Origin of the sequence: Rhodococcus sp. IEGM 1302, assembly GCF_030056935.1 — a bacterium.
Classification (GTDB): Bacteria; Actinomycetota; Actinomycetes; order Mycobacteriales; family Mycobacteriaceae; genus Rhodococcus_F; species Rhodococcus_F qingshengii.
Genome location: NZ_JASHKY010000042.1, coordinates 1 through 19,775 on the forward strand (window position 1 = coordinate 1; position 19,775 = coordinate 19,775).

The 19,775-nt window shown below is 61.5% G+C and carries 23 protein-coding genes; 9 read left to right on the top strand and 14 right to left on the bottom strand.

Annotation, left to right across the window (positions count from 1 at the left end; translation table 11 throughout):
- The 4 genes from QM609_RS27995 to QM609_RS28010 all read left to right on the top strand — a co-directional run.
- Positions 1-740: acyl-CoA dehydrogenase family protein (locus QM609_RS27995; protein ID WP_283337629.1), on the top strand; the 740-nt coding region annotated here is incomplete at its 5' end.
- Positions 741-827: 87 nt separating this feature from the next.
- Entirely contained in the window at positions 828-1,676 is an 849-nt protein-coding gene (locus QM609_RS28000) for a 3-hydroxybutyryl-CoA dehydrogenase (RefSeq protein WP_003940434.1), read from the top strand.
- A 164-nt stretch (positions 1,677-1,840) separates the two neighbouring features.
- Positions 1,841-2,734 (top strand): oxygenase MpaB family protein, encoded by an 894-nt coding sequence (locus QM609_RS28005; protein ID WP_050656422.1) that lies wholly within the window; start codon positions 1,841-1,843, stop codon positions 2,732-2,734.
- Positions 2,735-2,758: 24 nt separating this feature from the next.
- Positions 2,759-3,151, top strand: coding sequence for an RNA-binding S4 domain-containing protein (locus QM609_RS28010; protein WP_050656421.1), 393 nt, complete (start codon positions 2,759-2,761; stop codon positions 3,149-3,151).
- Positions 3,152-3,154: 3 nt separating this feature from the next.
- Here the strand turns inward: QM609_RS28010 and QM609_RS28015 are convergent, their stop codons facing one another.
- Positions 3,155-3,784: a GyrI-like domain-containing protein gene (locus QM609_RS28015; RefSeq protein WP_007731353.1), complete on the bottom strand. Its 630-nt coding sequence runs from the start codon at positions 3,782-3,784 to the stop codon at positions 3,155-3,157.
- Between the two features lie 123 nt (positions 3,785-3,907).
- Here QM609_RS28015 and QM609_RS28020 point away from each other — a divergent pair, with 123 nt between their 5' ends.
- Complete coding sequence (locus QM609_RS28020; RefSeq protein ID WP_050656420.1) at positions 3,908-5,092, top strand: metallophosphoesterase; 1,185 nt, start codon at positions 3,908-3,910, stop codon at positions 5,090-5,092.
- Positions 5,093-5,098: 6 nt separating this feature from the next.
- On the opposite strand, the gene QM609_RS28025 is transcribed toward QM609_RS28020, so the two are convergent.
- From QM609_RS28025 to QM609_RS28065, 9 genes are all read right to left on the bottom strand, one after another.
- The gene (locus QM609_RS28025) at positions 5,099-5,785 is read right to left on the bottom strand and encodes a TetR/AcrR family transcriptional regulator (RefSeq protein WP_050656419.1); all 687 of its coding nucleotides are present in this window, start codon (positions 5,783-5,785) and stop codon (positions 5,099-5,101) included.
- Between the two features lie 47 nt (positions 5,786-5,832).
- Positions 5,833-6,660 (bottom strand): potassium channel family protein, encoded by an 828-nt coding sequence (locus tag QM609_RS28030; protein ID WP_050656418.1) that lies wholly within the window; start codon positions 6,658-6,660, stop codon positions 5,833-5,835.
- Positions 6,661-6,706: 46 nt separating this feature from the next.
- Positions 6,707-7,624, bottom strand: a complete 918-nt coding sequence (locus QM609_RS28035; RefSeq protein ID WP_007731349.1) for a diacylglycerol kinase — start codon at positions 7,622-7,624, stop codon at positions 6,707-6,709.
- Positions 7,621-9,201, bottom strand: coding sequence for an FAD-binding oxidoreductase (locus QM609_RS28040; RefSeq protein WP_042452763.1), 1,581 nt, complete (start codon positions 9,199-9,201; stop codon positions 7,621-7,623). The genes QM609_RS28035 and QM609_RS28040 overlap by 4 nt, the downstream gene beginning before the upstream one ends.
- A 92-nt stretch (positions 9,202-9,293) precedes the next feature.
- Positions 9,294-9,833 carry a DinB family protein gene (locus tag QM609_RS28045; protein ID WP_030535159.1) on the bottom strand — a complete coding sequence of 180 codons (540 nt, stop codon included), beginning with the start codon at positions 9,831-9,833 and terminating at the stop codon, positions 9,294-9,296.
- A 154-nt stretch (positions 9,834-9,987) separates the two neighbouring features.
- On the bottom strand, positions 9,988-11,916 hold the full coding sequence (htpG, locus tag QM609_RS28050; RefSeq protein WP_050656417.1) for a molecular chaperone HtpG: 1,929 nt from the start codon (positions 11,914-11,916) through the stop codon (positions 9,988-9,990).
- A 130-nt stretch (positions 11,917-12,046) separates the two neighbouring features.
- Complete coding sequence (locus tag QM609_RS28055) at positions 12,047-13,186, bottom strand: acyl-CoA dehydrogenase family protein (RefSeq protein WP_050656416.1); 1,140 nt, start codon at positions 13,184-13,186, stop codon at positions 12,047-12,049.
- Positions 13,187-13,195: 9 nt separating this feature from the next.
- Positions 13,196-14,368 carry an acyl-CoA dehydrogenase family protein gene (locus tag QM609_RS28060; protein ID WP_050656415.1) on the bottom strand — a complete coding sequence of 391 codons (1,173 nt, stop codon included), beginning with the start codon at positions 14,366-14,368 and terminating at the stop codon, positions 13,196-13,198.
- A gap of 28 nt (positions 14,369-14,396) precedes the next feature.
- A complete protein-coding gene (locus QM609_RS28065; RefSeq protein WP_007731344.1) occupies positions 14,397-14,858 on the bottom strand; it encodes a MaoC family dehydratase in 462 nt (153 codons plus the stop codon).
- A 96-nt stretch (positions 14,859-14,954) separates the two neighbouring features.
- Here QM609_RS28065 and QM609_RS28070 point away from each other — a divergent pair, with 96 nt between their 5' ends.
- Positions 14,955-15,608 carry a TetR/AcrR family transcriptional regulator gene (locus QM609_RS28070; protein ID WP_007731342.1) on the top strand — a complete coding sequence of 218 codons (654 nt, stop codon included), beginning with the start codon at positions 14,955-14,957 and terminating at the stop codon, positions 15,606-15,608.
- Between the two features lie 6 nt (positions 15,609-15,614).
- Here the strand turns inward: QM609_RS28070 and QM609_RS28075 are convergent, their stop codons facing one another.
- Positions 15,615-16,061, bottom strand: a complete 447-nt coding sequence (locus tag QM609_RS28075) for a MarR family winged helix-turn-helix transcriptional regulator (RefSeq protein WP_003940281.1) — start codon at positions 16,059-16,061, stop codon at positions 15,615-15,617.
- Positions 16,062-16,073: 12 nt separating this feature from the next.
- Complete coding sequence (locus QM609_RS28080) at positions 16,074-16,478, bottom strand: EVE domain-containing protein (protein ID WP_050656414.1); 405 nt, start codon at positions 16,476-16,478, stop codon at positions 16,074-16,076.
- 145 nt (positions 16,479-16,623) lie between these two features.
- On the opposite strand from QM609_RS28080, the gene QM609_RS28085 reads away from it, so the two are divergent.
- Both QM609_RS28085 and QM609_RS28090 read left to right on the top strand, forming a co-directional pair.
- Positions 16,624-17,301 (top strand): TetR/AcrR family transcriptional regulator, encoded by a 678-nt coding sequence (locus QM609_RS28085; protein ID WP_007731336.1) that lies wholly within the window; start codon positions 16,624-16,626, stop codon positions 17,299-17,301.
- Positions 17,298-18,218 carry a TIGR01777 family oxidoreductase gene (locus QM609_RS28090; protein WP_050656413.1) on the top strand — a complete coding sequence of 307 codons (921 nt, stop codon included), beginning with the start codon at positions 17,298-17,300 and terminating at the stop codon, positions 18,216-18,218. Before QM609_RS28085 ends, QM609_RS28090 begins: the two co-directional genes overlap by 4 nt.
- On the opposite strand, the gene QM609_RS29225 is transcribed toward QM609_RS28090, so the two are convergent.
- On the bottom strand, positions 18,176-18,661 hold the full coding sequence (locus QM609_RS29225) for an FAD-dependent oxidoreductase (protein ID WP_306170105.1): 486 nt from the start codon (positions 18,659-18,661) through the stop codon (positions 18,176-18,178). The genes QM609_RS28090 and QM609_RS29225 overlap by 43 nt on opposite strands.
- 63 nt (positions 18,662-18,724) lie before the next feature.
- Positions 18,725-19,144 (bottom strand): FAD-dependent oxidoreductase, encoded by a 420-nt coding sequence (locus QM609_RS29230; protein ID WP_306170106.1) that lies wholly within the window; start codon positions 19,142-19,144, stop codon positions 18,725-18,727.
- Positions 19,145-19,238: 94 nt separating this feature from the next.
- On the opposite strand from QM609_RS29230, the gene QM609_RS28100 reads away from it, so the two are divergent.
- On the top strand, positions 19,239-19,760 hold the full coding sequence (locus tag QM609_RS28100; protein WP_007731333.1) for a MarR family winged helix-turn-helix transcriptional regulator: 522 nt from the start codon (positions 19,239-19,241) through the stop codon (positions 19,758-19,760).
- Positions 19,761-19,775: the final 15 nt, after the last annotated feature.

Genomic DNA, 19,775 nt, shown 5'->3' on the forward strand with positions numbered 1-19,775 from the left:
CTTCGATGCGTACCCGCGCAAAGGCTGACGGCGACGACTGGATCCTCAACGGCTCCAAGTGCTGGATCACCAACGGCGGCAAGTCCACCTGGTACACCGTCATGGCTGTCACCGATCCCGACAAGGGCGCAAACGGCATCTCCTCTTTCATGGTCCACAAGGACGACGAGGGCTTTGTCGTCGGACCGAAGGAAAAGAAGCTCGGCATCAAGGGCTCCCCCACCGCTGAGCTGTACTTCGAGAACTGCCGCATCCCCGGCGACCGCATCATCGGCGAACCGGGCACCGGCTTCAAGACGGCACTCGAGACCCTCGACCACACGCGTCCCACCATCGGTGCTCAGGCTGTCGGCCTGGCCCAGGGCGCACTCGACGCGGCGCTGGCATACACCAAGGATCGCAAGCAGTTCGGCAAGTCCATCAGCGACTTCCAGGCTGTTCAGTTCATGCTCGCGGACATGGCGATGAAGGTCGAAGCCGCACGTCTGATGGTTTACACCTCCGCAGCACGCGCCGAGCGCGGCGAGAAGAACCTCGGCTTCATCTCCGCTGCGGCGAAGTGCTTCGCTTCGGACGTTGCCATGGAGGTCACCACCGACGCCGTGCAGCTGTTCGGTGGCGCCGGCTACACCACCGACTTCCCGGTCGAGCGCATGATGCGCGACGCCAAGATCACGCAGATCTACGAAGGCACCAACCAGATTCAGCGCGTCGTGATGTCGCGTGCGCTGTTGAAGTAAGGCACTTCGCGCCCCTGTGCGCCTTTCTGGTAGTTCTGACTACCGGAACGGCGCACAGGGGCTTGCCCCTAATTTTTGAGGAGAATCGTGGAACTCGTAGGCGTAATCGGCGGCGGCACCATGGGTGCCGGCATTGCCGAAGTTTGTGCAAAAGCCGGTAGCTCGGTACTGGTGCTCGAAACCAAAGAAGAATTTGCCGCCGCTGCTCGCGAACGGATCGCCAAGTCGATCAACCGCGGCGTCGCCAAGGGCAAGATCACCCAGGAAGAAGCCGACGCCGCGATCGCACGCGTCCGCGTCACCTTGGACATGGAAGAGTTCGCCGATCGCGATCTGGTGATCGAAGCTGCTCCCGAGATCGAAGCTCTCAAGTACGAGATCTTCGGCAAGCTCGACAAGATCGTCAAGCCTGCAGGCATTCTGGCGACCAACACGTCGTCGATCCCCGTCATCAAGATCGCCAAGGCCACCTCGCGCCCCGGCCAGGTTGTCGGCGTTCACTTCTTCAACCCCGTGCCGGTCATGCCGCTCGTGGAGATCGTGGTCAGCCTGACGACGTCCGAAGAGACCGTTCTCGCCGTCACCGACTACGCCAAGAACACCTTGCGTAAGAAGACGGTTCGCGCGGGCGACCGTTCGGGCTTCATCGTCAACGCTCTGCTCATCCCGTACCTGTGCCAGGCTGTCCGGATGCTCGAATCCGGCTACGCCACAGCAGAAGACATCGACGAGGCCATGAAGGGCGGCTGCGGCTACCCGATGGGCCCGCTGACGCTGCTCGACACCGTCGGTCTCGACATTGCCCTCGCAGCGGCAGAGTCCCTGTACGCGGAATTCGCAGAACCGCACTACGCTCCGCCGGCGCTGCTTCGCCGCATGGTCGACGCCGGTCGCCTCGGCAAGAAGACCGGTCGCGGCTTCTACGAATACGCCTGAGTCCGACCGCTTCACTCTTCCGGCCCCTCACCTGTTGCAGGTGAGGGGCCGGAGTTGTTTTCGGGCAGATCTAGCCGAATCCATTGACAAATTCGCGCGGCGCAGCAAAAGTCATCATTTGACAACAACCGTTGTCACATGAACGCAGGCGGAGGGTCAACCAGATGAGCAGCGATCCGGACACCGATACTCGTCGGCCTAAGCCCCAGGCGCGACCAGAGCCCCGGGAACTACGAGCCGATCCGATCGGCCCCGGTTCCCTGACGTGGACACACTTCGGCGACGTTCGCGGTCTGCTGTATCTCGGACGCGCAGGCACGCTGCAGAACATGCATCCCGCGGTAAGTGGAGCGCTGCAGGATCATTCGAATTTTTTCGACAACCCGCTCGACCGCCTGTTCCGCTCACTGCCGCCCATCTACGGCGTCGTGTACGACCGGACCGAAGAGGGCACAGGCACGCTCGTTCGCAACTTCCACACCGATCTCAAAGGAATCGACGAAACCGGCGGGCGTTACCACGCCCTCGCTCCTGACACTTTCTGGTGGACACACGTCACGTTCTTCGAGGTGATACTCGATTTCAACGAGCGATTCGCGTACAAGAAGTTCACGGCGGAGCAGAAGGACCAGCTTGTCCGTGAGGCCGTAACCTGGTGGCGCTGTTACGGACTCACCGACCGACCGGCTTTCGACGACTACGCCAGCTTCCGCACGTACTGGGAAGACATGCTCGACAACCACCTGATCAACACCCACACCACAAAATGGTCGACGCGCATCGCCGAGCACGACATCGCACCGGCTCCGAAGGTTCCGACGTGGCTGTGGCGTCTGACCTCACGCCCCACGATGGCCGTGGCGAACTGGATCGGCAAGGCACTGATGCCGGAGAAGGCGCGCGAAACTCTCGGATGGGAATGGACGCCGCGCGACGAACGGATGTACTTCTGGTTCGCCCGCTTCCTGGCACTGACCGATCGGTTCTGGCATCTACTTCCCCTACGTCTGCAGTACGCACCGCGCGCGTACTCGGGTATCCGCGCACAGGGTCTTTGAGCCTGCATCGGTAGGCTGGCGAGCGTGCCAGCCCAACTCCCTTCCGATGCGACCAGTGTCCGCGTGGACAGCTGGACGTGGGCGGTTCGGCTGTTCAAGACACGCTCGCAGGCGGCGACCGCCTGCCGATCGGGACACGTTCGGGTCAACGGAACGTCGACAAAAGCGGCTCAGCAGGTGAAAGCCGGCGACGAGGTGCGGGTGCGTGTATCCGGCATCGAACGCATTGTCGTCGTGGTCAAGCCGATCACGAAACGAGTCAGCGCCGTACTGGCCGCCGATTGCCTGCAGGATAATTCACCACCCCCACCGCCTCCCGAACTGATCGCGTCCATCCCGCGACGTGATCGCGGCGCCGGCAGACCGACCAAACGCGAGCGACGCGACCTCGAGAAGTTGCGCGGCCTCGAGCCGTAATCGCTACCTCGAAACAGGCTGACGCAGAACCGTCTTCAGTTTCTCGGGCGGCGTCCGGCGAGCGTCGCTGAGGTAGATCTCGTGATGATCGCCGTTGAAGCTCAGGCCGTTCGACGGGATGAACGTGTTGTGCAGCCGGTCCAGGGTGGGAGCTTCGTCGTCGTACGAGCCGACGTGAAGAATCTGGACGGACAGACCTTCCTCCAACTCGAGAAACCTGACCTTGTCGAGAGCGGCAATCTCCTTCTTGGCCCGCACTGCCTTGGCCCGGACTGCGTCAATCGACGCAGACAGTTCGGTCTCCGTGATCCACTCCGGTTGCGAGATCATCATCGTCCAATCCCACGACGACTTGTCCCGCGTCACGAACACCTCGGGGTCATCTGCCCGCCACAACCCTTCCAGCGGGCCCACGACGAAGTCGCGATCCAGTTCCTTCTTGCTCGCGAATTTGGTCGCGTAGGACACCGAATACAGCGCTTCGAGCGCCTCGGAGTACTCGGTGGCAGTGTTGGGATCACCGTGACCGTCGACGGCGAAGTAGCCGAAGCGCGGGACGGTCACGAGGGCAAAATCGCGGCGCCCGGGGGAATAGAGATCCTTGTATGCCTTCTTGACGTCGTACTTCTCCATGCGCCACCCACCTGATCACTGGCCGAGTTTCAACGTTCGGAAACCTATCCGAGAACACCGACATTCCGATAGCGGACCACCGTCCCCTTGTTAATAGACCAGTGGACCTTTACTCTGGACGGGGTGACTACACCCCAGGCGACCGACGTCGCTCGAGTTCCGCGCCGCAGACCGTTGCGGATCGTTGCCATATCCGCGATTGTCGCGTCGATCTTGGCTCTGTTGTTCGTGTACCCGTGGTGGAGCTTGTTCGTCCGGCCGGACTGGCCGACAGCGGTGGCAGTTTTCGGCACCGTTCTATTTGCCGCCCTCCTGATCACCCTGCCTGCCACCATGATGCTCAGCCACGGACACACTGACCGCGATCCAGTTCGCCTGGTCGGCGACGCCCTCCTCGGAATCATCTGGGTCGTGTTCGTGTGGACCCTGCTCGGTGAAGTCCTGAGGCTCGGACTGCTCGTCGGCGGCGTGGATGACCCGCTTCGATCGAGGATCGTCGCCGTTGCGGCACTGATCACCTCGGCCGTTCTGCTGATCTGGGGCTATCGGGAAGCCATGAGACTGCCACGGATCAAGCACGTCGACGTCACCATCCCTCGCCTCGGAGCGGGAATGGACAAGCTTCGGGTAGTCGCAATTACCGACACCCATTTCGGGCCGATCAATCGCGAGAAGTGGTCCGAGCGCGTGATCGCGGCAGTCAACGAACTCGACGCCGACATCGTGGCCCACGTCGGCGACATTGCCGACGGAACGGTAGAGCAGCGCCTCGGCCAAGCCACCCCACTCGCGTCGGTGGAAGCCAGACTCGCTCGTGTCTACGTCACCGGGAATCACGAGTACTTCCACGAGGCTCAGGAGTGGCTCGACTACATGACCTCGATCGGCTGGGATGCCCTGCACAACCGGCACCTCGTCGTCACCAAGGGCGGCGACAACCTGGTCATCGCCGGAGTCGACGACGCCACCGCTCTGGGATCGAAGCTCGACGGTCACGGCGCGAACTTCGATATGGCCTTTGCCGGCACCGACCCCGATTTGCCGATCCTGATGCTCGCCCATCAACCGAAGCAGGTAACTCAGTCCGCTTCCGCGGGAGTGGATCTGCAGCTCGCCGGTCATACCCACGGCGGACAGATCTGGCCGTTCAACCTTCTGGTCAAACTCGATCAACCGTCGGTGCACGGGCTCACTCGTCACGGCGACCGCACGCAGTTGTACACAAGCCGCGGAACCGGGTTCTGGGGTCCACCATTCCGAGTGTTCGCACCGAGCGAGATCTCCGTCCTGACGCTGCACAGCGCCTGAACGTGCTCAGCTCGTTCGGGTTGCCGCTCGCGCCGACAGCCCGACGAGCTGATTGATCAGACCTTCACGTAGGCCGGTTGCGAACATGTCGGCAGCAGGGAGCGCCTGCATCTCGTTCAGTACGACGACCATGGATTCGGCAGGCTCGGCAGTCGGCCACAAGCCTGCAACAATCACCAGGGTCACCTTGGCGAATTGAGCGACGTCGCCCTCCGAGAGATGGGGCAGTTGCGAATGAACCAGCGACGCAAACCTTCCCGAGTTGACCGTCGCCCGCCTCTTGAAGTCACGGGCGAAGTCGACGGAGATGTTTCTTTCGAGGACACCGGCCATGACGCTCATCAACTCGCACAGCAACCGCTGTGAGACAAGCGATTCCGCAACCGCGGATGCCACATGAATTTCAGCGGCAAACGGTGAGTCGTCACTGGTCGGAGTCAACGACTCGGACAACCCGTCCAGCCACGCTACCCAGTTCTCGTCGAGCACTTCGAGAAAGATGGCCTCGCGACTGTCGAAGTAGCGAAGCACGTTGGACTTCGCCAGTCCGACGCTCTCACTGAGCTCACGCAGGCTGATGTCGGCGACGGGCCTGGACCCGAGCATCGCGCGGGCCGCATCGAGAATCGCGCACCGACGCGCTTCAATCTGCTCAGGCCTGCGCGCGCGCTGAAATCCGTGGGTCGCCACCATCACGCAAGATTATCAGACCATCGTTCTATTGTTTGCTGTACTGCGGGTCAATTGTCCGAAGGTGCATGCTGCGCCACGACTCCCCTCGACGCCAGTTCGCGACGCAGCGAATCGGTATCGACGGACGCGAGATCGACTCGGTGCGTGCGGGTGGCCAAGGCTCGGACTTCCTCGGACAGGTCCGCCACCTGCTTACGCGTCGCGGCCTGGGATGCCTCGTCCTGTTCCGCCACGCGCTCGACCAACCAGGAAGCGAGTGTGGCAGTCACGATGCCCAGCAACGCAATTCCGCCGATCATCAATGCTCCGGCGATCATGCGCCCGGTCGTGGTAACGGGCGCCATGTCTCCGTAACCGACGGTCGTGACCGTCTCCATCGCCCACCACAATGCCGTTCCGTACGACGTGATGGCAGCGCCCTGCGCGTGACGCTCGGCATCGAGCATGGCCAGCGCCGCGACACCGATCAGCAAGGCCGTGGCACCAGTGGCGTAAATAACCACCCGTCCACGCAAGCTTTGCCCGCTCGAGCGGTGAACTATCGCAAGCAGTGTGACCAACCGAAGTAGGCGCAGCGGACGCAGCATGGGCAACACCACCATCGCCAAGTCCAAGAGATGCCTGACGAACCAGCGACCGCGGGCAGGTGCCAACCACAGGCGAACTGCGTAGTCGACGGCAAAAACGACCCACGCAGCCCACATCGTCCATTCGGTCAGACGACGTGGAAGGCCCGTCGGTTGCGCCAGCACTTGGTACGCGTACGCCACCAAGAACAGGCAGGCCGCAGCGGTCAACGGGATGTCGATGGCTAGCTGCCATTTCTCCAACGTCCACGCAGCGCGGCGGTGCGCCGACTTCGTCGATTCGTTCATCCGAGAAGTCTGACACCACCGCTACCTAGTGCCCGGCAGAACCGACTCAGATCCGAGTGTGCGTCAAGATGTTGAGCGCCGTGGGAACTGCCTCGATCGTGATGGGCAACGGCCCCACCCGATCGCCGTCCGCGTAGGCGATGATGCCCTCGGAGACCAACCGCACCTTCTTCGACCGATACGTCTGCACCGCATCCAAGGAGACGTGAGTTCCCTTGTACACCCGCGGAAACAGGCGCACCAGACGCAACCTCGAACCGTGCCCGACGACGGTCAGATCCAGCAACCCATCAGACTTCGACGCGCCCGGAGTGATGAGCATGCCGCCACCGTACGAGCGGCCGTTGCCGACAGCCACGAGCGTCGCGTCCACCGTGATGACCTCGTCGTCGAGTTCGATCCGGTACGGCAGCGGCTTCATCTTCGCCAACTCGGCGAGCATCGCCAAGTTGTAGCGCATCGGTCCCTTGGGCCACGACATCCGATTGGCCCGTTCACTGACCAGCGAATCGAATCCGCTCGCGATGATCGTTCCCGACCAGACGACGGAACCGTCGGCCAGCGTGATCTTCGCCAGGTCGGACTGCTGCACGACGCCGTCGGCGATCACATCGGCGGCTGCCTCGGGATCGCCTGTGGGAATGCCGAACTCACGGGCGTGATCGTTACCGGTGCCCGCCGGGATGAGCCCGATAGGAGTATCGGTCAACGCGGCAGCCTGCAATCCGATGCTGATGGCACCGTCACCGCCGACCACCACCAGCGCGTCGGTACCCTCCTCGATCGCACGACGGGCCAATTTCTTGGCGTCGTCGGCGTCGGTTCCGATGATCTCGGTGACGGCAACTCCCCGAGCGCGCAGTCGCGCAACACCTTTGCGTCCTGCCGCAGGCGCGTGACCATGTCCCGCCATCGGATTGATCAGGACGGTAACCTTCTCGATCTGACTGCGGGTTTCGGTCACGGAATCAGCTTTCCAGGATTGAGGATGCCGGCAGGGTCCACTGCATTCTTCACTGCGCGAAGGATGTTCGCGCCCAGTTCACCGATCTCGTCCTTCATCCATGGGCGGTGATCGGCGCCGACAGCGTGGTGATGGGTGATCGTGCCACCGGCGGCGATGATCGCATCGCCAGCGGCAGTTTTCGCCTTGTGCCACTGAGCGATCGGATCCTCGGTCTGCGCGCTGACCACGGTGAAGTACAGCGAAGCACCGGTCTTGTAGGTGTGCGAAATGTGGCACATCACGAGCGGCTGAGTCCCCTGCTCGACGAGAGCCTTGGTCAGCGCCTCGGTGACCGAGGAGCGCAGGTTCGCGAGGTTACCCCAGGTGGTTGCCGTCTCGAGGGTTTCACACAGCGCACCGACATCGAGGAGAGCGTCACGCAGATACGGCGCATCGAATCGCCCGTGTTCCCAGCTGTTTCCGGGCTCCTCACCGAGCGACGTGCCGCCGTGAGCGGTGAGAATTGCTCGGGCCTCCGCCATCCGTTCAGCGGTGTGCGAAGCGGTGCCCTCGTAGGTAGTGATGCCGAGGCAACCACCGGTGAAGGCGTTCTCGCCGATCTTGTCGGTGGTCGCCAGATTCACGCCACTCTCGGCCTCGTCGGACAACCGCAATACTGTCGGAGCCGATCCTTCCTGGACCAGCTCACGCAATGCTGCTGCGCCGGTGGCGAAGTCGGGGAAGCTCCACCCTTCGCGCACGGTGGTCTCGGGCAGACGGTGAACCCGCACACGCACGTGCGTGATGACGCCGAAGGTGCCCTCGGAGCCGACAAAGAGCTCACCCAGATCGGGGCCTGCGGCGGATGCCGGCGCACGCCCGGTCTCGATCACACCACTCGGAGTGACAACAGTGAGGCCCTGGACCATGTCCTCGAAGCGCCCGTATCCAGCCGACGCCTGCCCCGAAGACCGGGTTGCGGCAAACCCGCCCAGAGTGGCGAACAGGAAGCTCTGCGGGAAGTGCCCGACCGAGAAACCGTGCTCACGCAGAAGCTCCTCGGCCCGTGGGCCGGTAGTTCCGCCGCCGAACGTCGCAATGCCCGATTCCTCGTCCAACCCGACAAGCTGATCGAACCTGCGCAGATCGAGAGAAAGAACTGCGTCGAACCCGTCACGAATGGGATCGAGCCCGCCGACGACGCTGGTGCCACCACCGAACGGGACCACTGCGATCCGGTTGGCAGAGCAGTATCGGAGAACCTGCTCGACCTCTGCGTCTGTCCCTGGAGTGACGACTGCGTCCGGTGCGTCCTGCGGCTCGACGCTACGACGGCGAAGCAGATCCGGGGTGCTCTTGCCACCGGCCCGAAGGATTCGATCGGAATCCTTGGTACTGACGTACTCGGCCCCGACCAGCCCGGACAGCGCTTCGACATGCGACTGGGCCATAGCGGACGGAGCCACCTGGACGTCTTCGATGGCGAGACGCGATCGAGTCGGTGCGGAGACACCGAGAAATCCGGTCAACAATGATGTGACTGCGTCCGACAGTTCACGCTTCTTGGCCGGATCGCCCCAGGCGTCCCACTGCATCGGCGGTTGCAAGGCAGACTTTTCGGTGCTCATAGACACTAGTGTTACATATTTGTGTGATGTGTAAACATCCCGGTGGATCAATCCATCCATCAACCCATCGTCTTGGAACCGTCGATGGCTTCGCGAAGCATGTCCGCGTGGCCCGCATGCTGGGCCGTCTCGGCGATGATGTGCAGCAATGCGCGCCGCGCTGACCAGCGAGCTCCCGCTTCGAACCACGGCGCCGACGGCAGTGGATGCGAGATGTCGAGGCTGTCCAGCGAGGCCACCAACTCGTCGGTCCTGGCCGCGATCCCCTCGTACTCGGAAACGATGCCTGCCAAGGTTTCACCCTCGACCATGGCGAATTCGTTCGCCCGTTCCTGTTGCATCTCTTCCGACCACTGGGTCGGGTCGAAGTCCCCACCAAGTCCGGCCGGCCCTTCCAGAATGAAGTCGACCCATCCCTTTTCCGCCTGACCCACATGCTTGATCAATCCGCCGAGGCACAGTTCACTCACGGTCGGCCTCGAAGCGGCCTGCTCGTCGGTGAGGTCCTTGACGGTGAAGAGAAGGAATTCACGATGCCGACGCAGGCTCTGGAGGAGATCCGCGCGCTCGCCGGTGACGGTGGTGATCGGTGCGTTCATGATGTTTTCCTTCGCTCGTGGGTTCGTGCCCTGTGAGAACTACGTTAGACGTTATTGCGGACAGAAACGGTCCTCATTAGAAAACGATCAAGAAAAAACTCCCGGCACCCACCGATGAAGGTGAGTGCCGGGAGTTCGAGCGAGCTAGACGAGATCAGACTGTGCGGGCCAAACGATCGGCCAGCAGGCGCGTGAAGTGCGCCGGATCGCTCAGCTCGCCGCCCTCGGCAAGCAACGCCATGCCGTAGAGCAACTGAGCCGTCTCCGTCAGGTTCTCTGCATTGTCATTGGCGGCCTGCGCCTCCCGCAGACCCGAGACAAGCGGATGCTCCGGGTTGAGCTCGAGAATGCGCTTGCTGTGTGGAACAGGCTGACCCGAAGCCTTGTACATCTTCTCGAGCGTCGGAGACATGCTGAACGCGTCGCCGACGATGCAGGCAGCCGACGTGGTCAGGCGCGTCGAGAGACGCGTTTCCTTGATGTCGTCGGACAGGGTTTCGGTCAGCCACGTCAGCAGCTCGCCGAATTCCTTCTCCTTCTCTTCGCGCTCGGCCTCGGCCGCCTTCTTCTCGTCCTCGGTGTCGAGGTCGACCTCGCCCTTGGCGATCGACTGGAAGGTCTTGCCGTCGAAGTCCGAGACAGCGTCGACCCACATCTCGTCCACCGGGTCGGTGAGAACCAGAACCTCGAGGCCCTTGGCCTTGAAAGCCTCCATGTGCGGAGAGCTTTCGATCAGGTGACGAGATTCGCCCGTCATGAAGTAGATCTGTTCCTGACCGTCCTTCATGCGCTCCACGTACTCGGCGAGAGTGGTCACGCCCTCTTCGCTGTTGGTCGAGGCGAAGGACGAGATGTCGAGCAGCGTCTTGCGGTTGTCGGCATCGGCCATCAGGCCTTCCTTGAGCGCGCGTCCGAACTCGGTCCAGAAGGTCGAGTACTTCTCGGGCTCGTTCGCCTTCATGTCCTTGATGGTCGAGAGGACCTTCTTGGTCAGACGACGACGGATGGCAGCGATCTGCCGGTCCTGCTGCAGAATTTCACGAGAGACGTTGAGCGAGAGGTCTTGTGCGTCGACCACGCCCTTGACGAAGCGCAGGTAATCGGGCACCAACTCTTCGCAGTCGTCCATGATGAAGACGCGCTTGACGTAGAGGTGGATGCCGGCCTTGCGCTCACGCATGAACAGATCGAACGGTGCCGTCGACGGAATGAACAGCAGCGCTTGGTATTCGAAAGTACCTTCGGCCTTCATCGGGATGACCTCGAGAGGCTCGTCCCAGGCGTGGCTGACGTGCTTGTAGAACTCCTTGTACTCCTCCTCGGACACCTCGTCCTTGGAGCGAGTCCACAGCGCCTTCATCGAGTTGATCGTCTCGGTCTCGATGGTGACCTCGGGCTCCTCGCCCTCGGCCGGCGTCGACGTACGAGCGACATCCATGCGGATGGGCCACGCGATGAAGTCGGAGTACTTCTTGACCAGTTCCTTGATCTTCCATTCCGACGTGTAGTCGTGCAGGCCGTTCTCGGAATCCTCGGGCATCAGGTGCAGGGTCACGGAGCTACCCTGCGGTGCCTCGTTCACATGCTCGAGCGTGTACGTGCCTTCGCCGGTCGATTCCCAGCGCGTCGCGTGATCTTCACCGGCGCGGCGGGTCAGCAGCGTGACCTTGTCCGCGACCATGAACGTGGAGTAGAAGCCGATGCCGAACTGACCGATCAGTTCTTCGGATGCCGCTGCATCCTTGGCTTCCTTGAGCTTGCGACGGACCTCGGCGGTGCCGGACTTGGCGAGCGTGCCGATCAGGTCGACGACCTCGTCACGCGACATGCCGATGCCGTTGTCGCGGATGGTCAGGGTGCGTGCTGCCTTGTCGATGTCGATCTCGATATGCAGATCGGAGACGTCGACGTTGAGGTCTTTGTCCTGGTAAGACTCGAGGCGGAGCTTGTCCAGCGCGTCCGAAGCGTTGGAGATCAACTCACGAAGGAAGCTGTCCTTGTTCGTATAGATTGAATGAACCATCAGATCCAGCAGCTGACGTGTTTCTGCTTGGAACTCGAGCTGCTCGGTATGCGCGGTCACTTCGATCCCTTTCTCTTCTCGGACTGATCACAGGAATTTTACTTGACCGCGAATACCGCGGGTCGGCCCCCGCACAGACAAGGGAGGCCACGCGACCTGCGCGTGACCTCCCGTTATCTTCACCACCGATCTACTCGGTGACGTTCACCATCGAATAGTTCGAGACGCCGGCGGCCAGCACCCTGAGGTGATCGTCAGATGCGCCCAAAGTGTGTTCGATGGCCACCAGCCGCGAGACGTAGTGCCCGACCGGATACTCGGCTGTCATACCGATACCACCGTGCATCTGAATTGCTTCCTGACCGATCTGATGCGCGGCACGACCGACAGCCAGCTTCGCTCGCGACGCGATCGTCGGATCGATCACTCTGTCGGCGATGGCCATGGTGGCGTACAGACTCATGCTGCTCGCCAGTTCGAGCGCCACGTACATGTCGGCCGCACGATGAGTCAGCGTCTGGAACTTTGCGAGCGGAACACCGAACTGCTTGCGCTGCTTCAGGTAATCCGTCGTCAGTCGCAGTGCCTCGGTCATGATTCCGATCGCCTCGGCGCACAGAGCTGCCTGCGCCCGAACCTCTGCTTCGACGATCGCCTCCGTGACATCGCCGCCCTCACCAAGCTGTTCGGCCGCGGCATCGGTGAACGTGAACTGCGCACCGCGACGGCCGTCGTGAGTTGCGTATTTGCTCCATGAGACACCCGCGCTTTCCGCATCTACCAGAAAGAGCCCGGTGCCCCCGTCTGGAAGTGCGGCGCTGACGATCACGACGTGCGCGCTGTCGCCCTGCAGGACCGGGTTCTTGACGCCGGTGATAGTCCACCCCGATCCCGATCCCGACTGCGACGCCGTGGTCGTGACGGTGGCGACCGGCCAGCGCGTGCCGGGTTCCGTATGCGCGAAGGCCGACAGAGTGGTCCCGTCGCTGAGCGCCGGCAGGAGCCGCGCCCGCTGATCTGCCGAACCGACAGCCGCGATCAAACCGCCGGGGATCAGAACACCACCCAAGTACGGCTCGGGTGCAAGCGCACGGCCCAGTTCGGTCATCACGACCATGGTCTCGACCGGTCCAGCGCCCATTCCGCCGTCAGCCTCCGCGAACGGCAGGCCGAGCAGCCCGAGCTCCGCGAACTGCTTCCACACCGCGGCATTCCATCCCTCGTCAGTAGCCGAGGTGGCGTTACGCTTCTCCGCGTCGTAGCTGCGGTTGAGCAATTCACGCGTCGTGTCGCGAAGCATCGTCTGCTCGTCGTCGAGTTCGAAATTCATGTCAGATGCTCACAATCCGAGAATCGAGGAGGCAATGATGGAGCGCTGCACCTCACTTGATCCGCTGTAGATGGAAACCTTCCGGTAGTTCAGGTAGCGCGGCGCCGCTTGCTGCGCCCACTCCGGCGAGTCGATCTCGACCGTATTCACCGGCAACGAGTCCGGACCCGCAACATCCATCAGCAATTCCGTTGCTGCCTGCTGCAATTCGGAGCCGCGGAGCTTGAGCAGCGAGGACGCCGGGTTCGGCTTGCCGTCTGCCGAACTCGCCACAACTCGCAGTTGAGTCAGATCCAGCGCAAGCAAATCGTTTTCCAGCTCAGCCAACCGAGCCGCGAACAACGGATCATCGAGGAGGGTGCCGGTTCCAACGCGAACTTCCCGCGCCTTCTCTTTTGCCGTGGCGACAAGAGTTTTGGAGAACCCGACCCGCGTGACGCCCGTGCGTTCGTTGCCGAGCAGGAACTTGGCGTAGTCCCAGCCTTTGTTCTCTTCGCCGACAAGATTCTCCGCAGGGACGCGGACGTTGTCGAAGAACACCTCGTTGACCTCGACGCTGCCGTCGATCAGTTTGATGGGGCGAACCGTGATGCCGGGAGTTGCCAGATCGATGAGCAAGAACGAAATTCCGGCCTGCCGCTTCTGAGCACTGGCATCTGTACGAACCAGACAGAAGATCCACTCGGCGTGCTGCGCGAGAGTAGTCCACGTCTTCTGACCATTGACGATGTAGTCTGCGCCGTCACGAACAGCGGCTGTCTTGAGTGAAGCGAGATCCGAACCGGCTTCGGGTTCCGAAAAACCCTGGCACCACCAGATATCGGCGTTGGCCGTAGCGGGGAGAAATTTCTCCTTCTGCTCCTGCGAACCGAAGGCAGCGATAACGGGCCCAACCATGCTCACGTTGAACGGCAACGGGTTGGGTACCGACGCCAACTGCATTTCCTCGGAATAGATGTGGCGCTGAACCGGAGTCCAGTCCTTGCCACCCCATTCGACCGGCCAGTGTGGAACCGCCAACCCGTGTGCGTTCAGAATCTGTTGACCCGCAACGATGTCCTCACGAGTCAGCTTTCCGAATCCGGCTGCACGTGCTCGAAGTTCGGGCGAGAATTCGGTGGTGAAGAACTTTCGCATCTCCTCGCGGAACGCAACTTCCTCAGTGGTCAGTTCGAGATTCATGTGGAGTCTGCTTTCTTCTGGCAGGGTTTCAGAACAAGATTCGCGCGACGGTCTGCGCAACGACGGCAGGTTTGCCCACGCCTTCGATCTCGACGGTGTTGGTGATCTGACTCTGTAGTGAACCGTTCGGCAATTCTTCGATTGCGGAGAGCACTGCGGTATTTCGAACCTTGGCCCCGACTGGCACCGGACTCGGGAATCGAACCTTGTCGGACCCGTAGTTGACGACCATTTTCGCGCCGTCGATGCGATACACGGACTTCGACAGAAGCGGCAGGAGCGAGAGAGTCAGATACCCGTGGGCAATCGGACCACCGAAAGGTGATTCACGCTTTGCCCTTTCGTCGTCGACGTGAATCCACTGATGGTCACCGGTCGCGTCGGCAAATTGATGGACCATCTCGCGGGTGACCTCGACCCACTCGCTCGAGCCCAGCGTTTCACCGACCGCCCCCAGGAGATCGGACTTGTTCTCGAACACCCGTGTCATCTGATCCTCCACGTTCCCGAACACTGTTAGGTTAATTGGATAATAAACTCACAGTGTAAGGTTGTCCAGTACTTTCAGACGAAAGGGTTCTGGGCGATGGCGCGACCGCGGGTTCCACTACTGAGTAAGCCGATCATCAGGGACACCGCCCTGAAACTGGTGGACGAGCACGGTTTGACCGACTTCTCGATGCGCAAACTCGCCACTGTTCTCGGCGTACAGGCACCGTCGCTGTACAGCCATTACGCCAACAAGGACGAGTTACTCGACGACGTCGCGAACGTCATCATGGAGTCCGTCGACGTGAGCGGCTTCGACTCCGACGATTGGCGCGGCGCGCTACGCACGTGGGCGCGGTCCTACCACGCCGCCCTGGGCAAGCATCCCAATATCGTTCCCTACTTGGCCTACGGTCCGAGCGTCAGGCCCATCGCCCTCGATCGCGCGAACGCCATCCATGGCGGACTGGTGCGCGCCGGATGGCCACAGCGCACGGCAACACTGATCGGCGCTTCCGTCAAGTACGTGGTCATGGGTGCTGCGACGGCGACGTTCTCCGGCGGATTCGTGGACGATCCTGCGATCTACGCCGAGCGTTACCCGCACCTCACGCGAGCACATCTGTTGCGTGAGCGTGCTGCGGAAATCGACGGTGCCAGTTTCGAACTCGCGCTGGAATCCCTACTGGACGGACTGGAAGCCAAATACGCACTGCTGCAGAGAACTACAGAGCAACCTCCTCGAAACTGAGGGTTGTTACCGTCGATCAAGCGCGCCGAGCATCGCGACGAAGGCCGCCTGACGATCCCCCAGAGCGGCGAAGAATTCCCGGTCCGAAGATTCCACCGCGCGGTTCGCCCTGCCGGCCAAGGCCGCACCCACCGGCGTGACGGCAAGCGAGCGAGCACGAGCATCGGTCGGATGTGGACGTCGTTCGACAAACCCCTTGGATTCGAGGGTCCGAATCACCTGTGACGTCATCATCGCGTCGGTGCGCGCGTACTCGGCAAGACCGCGTTGAGTTATCGGCGTCTCTGCATCCAGCCAGGTCAGTGCTGCGAGCAGAACGAACTGCACGTGGGTCAGGTCGAAAGGTCGCAGCGCCGCGCGAATCGAGGCTTGCCAAGCATTGGTGACACGCCACAACATCAGACCGGGACTCTCGTCCGCGTCCTCGAAGTCGGTTTCCAGTTTCTTCGCCACAGCGCCAGTGTGTCAGCTCGTCGTCGAACGCAGAACCTCGACGTCGTTGTCATCCAACGGAATCAAGCCACGCCGGAGTTGATACCCCCAATTCGGTGCCGAGGTCAGCGCCAATCGACTCCGCACATCGCCGAGTGGAACGGGCGTGAACTGCTCGTATCGCACTCGACGCCGAAACGGCTTGAAGCACCCCTCGTCCGCCTGCCAGATCTCACCCTCTTCGATCACACCGAGAGCTGTGAACTCGCGCAACGGATCTCGATCACCAATGGACTCGACCGGCGAATAGTAGACCAGCACGTCACCTGCTTTCATCCGTGCCAATCCGGCTCTCTTTCCGTGCCCGATCTGTGCGATACCGAGATCCACTGCGCGACGCACATGTTCGGCGGACACAACTCCCAACCATGCGTTCATCGCCGACCACCTGGCGAACCGCTCACAATCTCAATCATGGATTTAGTATGCGCGCTTATTATCTCGCTCGCAACAGATCAAGTCTTGAACGTGTTCAACTTTGGGGCGTACGCTGCACTTGAACATGTTCAAAGAAGGAGTGTCGATGAGTAGTCGCGGGATCGAGACCAGGGAAAAGCTGGTGGAAACAGCATTGCGGCTCTTCCGCGACGAGGGCTTCGCAGCGACGACCATGCGCAAGATCGCAAATGAGGCAGAGGTCTCGCTCGGGAACGCCTACTACTACTTCGCCAGTAAAGACGAACTGGTTCACGAGCTGTATCTCGTCATCCAACGCGATCACCGCGCGCGGGCGCTTCCACTCCTTCGCGAAGGTGGGTCACTGACAGAAAATCTCAGGATTGTTCTGCACACCGGACTCGATGTCATGGGGCCCTATCACGGCTTCGGCAGCACGTTTCTGCACGTTGCCCTGCCCACCACATCACAGTCCAGCCCGTTCTCGGCCGAGTCGACCGATGCGAGATCGATGGCCGTCGATCTGATGCGTGAAGCACTGGCGGCGTCGAAGCAGAAGACGCCGGCGTCATTGGAGACCCAGCTCCCCACGCTCTTGTGGCTCAGCTATCTGGGCGTGACGCTGCACTGGGTCACCGACGCGTCTCCGGGGCAAACTCGTACCCGATCCCTCGTCGACGGCCTGGTACCGATCATCGCGAAAGCGCTCACCCTCGCCCGGCTGCCAGTGGCACGAGGTCTGGTCGGCGATGTCGCCGCCCTGATGACAAAAGTCGTTTCTGCAGAGGGGAACACAAAACCATGAAGACCGTTGTTGTCTGTGGTGCGTCGGGTTACGTAGGCCAACACCTTCTTCGAACGCTCGAATCCAACGGGGTCGACGTTCGGACGATCGGCCGGGGAGGAACGAGCGATGCCACGTGGTCCGACGAGCACGGCGTCGCCGATGTACTCAGCGGCACGGATCTGCTCGTCAACCTCGCCGGCCGCTCCGTGAGCTGCCGCTACAACAAGCGCAATGCCGACGACATCTTCTCCTCCCGAGTGGAAACGACTGCACTGTTGGGTCGTGCGCTGACCCGCACGCCGCAGCCACCCTCACTCTGGGCGAATGCCAGTACCGGCACGATCTACCGAGACGCACGAGATCGACCGATGGACGAGAAGAACGGAGAGCTGGGTAAGGGATTCTCCGTAGCGGTCGCGCGAGCGTGGGAACACGAATTGTTCTCAGCCCCGACGCCTGTTCGCAAAGTGGCACTTCGGATGTCGATCGTCCTCGGAGCCGGCGGTGGGGCGATCAATCCGTTCGTCAACCTCGCCCGAATGGGCTTCGGCGGACGAATGGGCGACGGCCGACAGATGTTCAGCTGGATTCACATCGCCGACGTCATTCGCGCGATCATCCACGTCTACGAGAATCCGGAGATCTCAGGCCCGGTCAATATCGCATCCCCGTATCCGGTAACCAACACCGACATGATGCGGATGGTACGAGCGAAACTTGGCCGACAATATGGGTTTCCGACGCCGGGCTGGATGCTCGAGTTCGGCGCACGAATCATCCGCACCGAGGCTGAACTGGTAACGAAGAGTCGCTGGGTTTCACCAGGGGTGCTCGCGGACAGCGGCTTCCAGTATCAATTTCCGACGTTGGAGTCTGCGCTGAACCAGATCGCTCAAGAGACCCCGCGAGGGTTGCTTCCGGTTTCACTCGGCTGAAGTTCGGCTGCGATCGCAACCGCTCGCACGATATCCTGCTCGAGCAGATAGTGATTCAGTGCAATCGCAGCCTTTGATCCGGCAGCGGCGGCGGTGATCAACTGCGCCGGAGAATCCGACACATTCCCCGCGGCCCAGGCTCCAGGCACACTTGTGCTGCCTGCAGGATCAGTTACCACCCAACCATTTTCGTCGGCTTCACACCCCAGGTCAGTCAACAGATCGCCTCGCGGAACAAACCGTGGGCCGACAAACACTACGCTTCGCGGAATTACCTGACCGGAGGCCAGTTCGACGCCGTCCAATCGACCATCGCCAACCGACACGCCAGCCACATCGCCTTCGACAATGCGAATCCCCCTGGCAATCAGCCGCTCCCGTTCGGCTCCCGTCAGCTCGATACGGTTGGGAAAGAAGACGACATCCTCCGACCATTGACGCACCAACGACGCCTGATGAATGGTGAACGGCCTATTGCCACCACCGAGCACACCGATCGGGGAATCTCAAACCTCGTACCCGTGACAGTAGGGACAATGCAGAACGTCGACGCCCCAGCGATCTTGCAGCCCAGCGATGTTCGGCAGCTCGTCACGTAACCCAGTAGCAACCAGAACAGTCCGTGCCTCCAGCGACGCAGTCGCGTCGGTTTGCACAAGAAACCCACCGTCGTCCGTGCGCTCGATTCGGATTGCGGTGCCAGTCGTCATTTCGCTGCCGTACTCGAGAACCTCCTTGCGGCCGGCCGCAAGTAATTGCGTAGGACTCTCACCATCCCGCGTCAGGTACCCGTGCAGGTGCTCGGAGACACCATTGCGCGGGTTACCTGCATCGACGATCATCACTCGCCGCCGAGCCCGAGCCAGAACAAGCGCGGCACTCAACCCCGCCGCACCGCCACCGACAATCACCACGTCGAACCTCATGTGCTCCCCCAGTCCGCAGATCGTCCCACCCGAGACGGTGGGCTATTCTGGCAATCTAGCAAATTTGTTTACCGGTTAACAAAGTTGAGGAATCGTGAACGAACCAACACTCCGCTCCCGTACCTGCAACCTCTGGGCCGAAAACAATCCCGACCTCGACACCTCGCCCATGGAAGTGGTCGCGCAACTCAAACGGATTACGGCGCTTCTCGAACTAGCAGTCGAACCGGTATACCAAACCGCGGATCTCACCGTGTCGGAAGTGGAACTGCTTGTGCCACTGCGATACGCCGAGGAACCGGTCACCGCGATTCGTCTCGCCGAACGCCTCGGTATGTCTCGGGCCGGGGTCAGCAAGGCACTCGCGCGACTCGAGAAGCGAGGACTCGTCTCCCGCACAAGCAATCCCGAAGACAGGCGATCTGCACTGATCACGATGACGGTCCAGGGAAACGCTGTCGTCGACGACGTCTTTCCTCGCGAACTCGCCGCTCACGGTGAATTGTTCACCCAACTCGGCCGGGACCGGGGGAAGGTCCTTGCCGCACTCGAGCGACTGGCAGTATCCATGGAAAGTGGGCTCGATCGGATGAGCGATGCCCGTTCGCGTACCTGAGTCGCCCAATTCCTG

What these genes read in the sequence shown, in the direction of transcription:
- QM609_RS28005 (WP_050656422.1), top strand. Translation starts at nt 1,841, where the DNA reads ATGAGCAGCGATCCGGACACCGATACTCGTCGGCCTAAGCCCCAGGCG.
- QM609_RS28015 (WP_007731353.1), bottom strand. Translation starts at nt 3,784, where the DNA reads ATGGAGAAGTACGACGTCAAGAAGGCATACAAGGATCTCTATTCCCCC.
- QM609_RS28025 (WP_050656419.1), bottom strand. Translation starts at nt 5,785, where the DNA reads ATGGTGGCGACCCACGGATTTCAGCGCGCGCGCAGGCCTGAGCAGATT.
- QM609_RS28030 (WP_050656418.1), bottom strand. Translation starts at nt 6,660, where the DNA reads ATGAACGAATCGACGAAGTCGGCGCACCGCCGCGCTGCGTGGACGTTG.
- QM609_RS28040 (WP_042452763.1), bottom strand. Translation starts at nt 9,201, where the DNA reads ATGCAGTGGGACGCCTGGGGCGATCCGGCCAAGAAGCGTGAACTGTCG.
- QM609_RS28045 (WP_030535159.1), bottom strand. Translation starts at nt 9,833, where the DNA reads ATGAACGCACCGATCACCACCGTCACCGGCGAGCGCGCGGATCTCCTC.
- QM609_RS28055 (WP_050656416.1), bottom strand. Translation starts at nt 13,186, where the DNA reads ATGAATTTCGAACTCGACGACGAGCAGACGATGCTTCGCGACACGACG.
- QM609_RS28060 (WP_050656415.1), bottom strand. Translation starts at nt 14,368, where the DNA reads ATGAATCTCGAACTGACCACTGAGGAAGTTGCGTTCCGCGAGGAGATG.
- QM609_RS28065 (WP_007731344.1), bottom strand. Translation starts at nt 14,858, where the DNA reads ATGACACGGGTGTTCGAGAACAAGTCCGATCTCCTGGGGGCGGTCGGT.
- QM609_RS28070 (WP_007731342.1), top strand. Translation starts at nt 14,955, where the DNA reads ATGGCGCGACCGCGGGTTCCACTACTGAGTAAGCCGATCATCAGGGAC.
- QM609_RS28080 (WP_050656414.1), bottom strand. Translation starts at nt 16,478, where the DNA reads ATGAACGCATGGTTGGGAGTTGTGTCCGCCGAACATGTGCGTCGCGCA.
- QM609_RS28085 (WP_007731336.1), top strand. Translation starts at nt 16,624, where the DNA reads ATGAGTAGTCGCGGGATCGAGACCAGGGAAAAGCTGGTGGAAACAGCA.
- QM609_RS28090 (WP_050656413.1), top strand. Translation starts at nt 17,298, where the DNA reads ATGAAGACCGTTGTTGTCTGTGGTGCGTCGGGTTACGTAGGCCAACAC.
- QM609_RS29230 (WP_306170106.1), bottom strand. Translation starts at nt 19,144, where the DNA reads ATGAGGTTCGACGTGGTGATTGTCGGTGGCGGTGCGGCGGGGTTGAGT.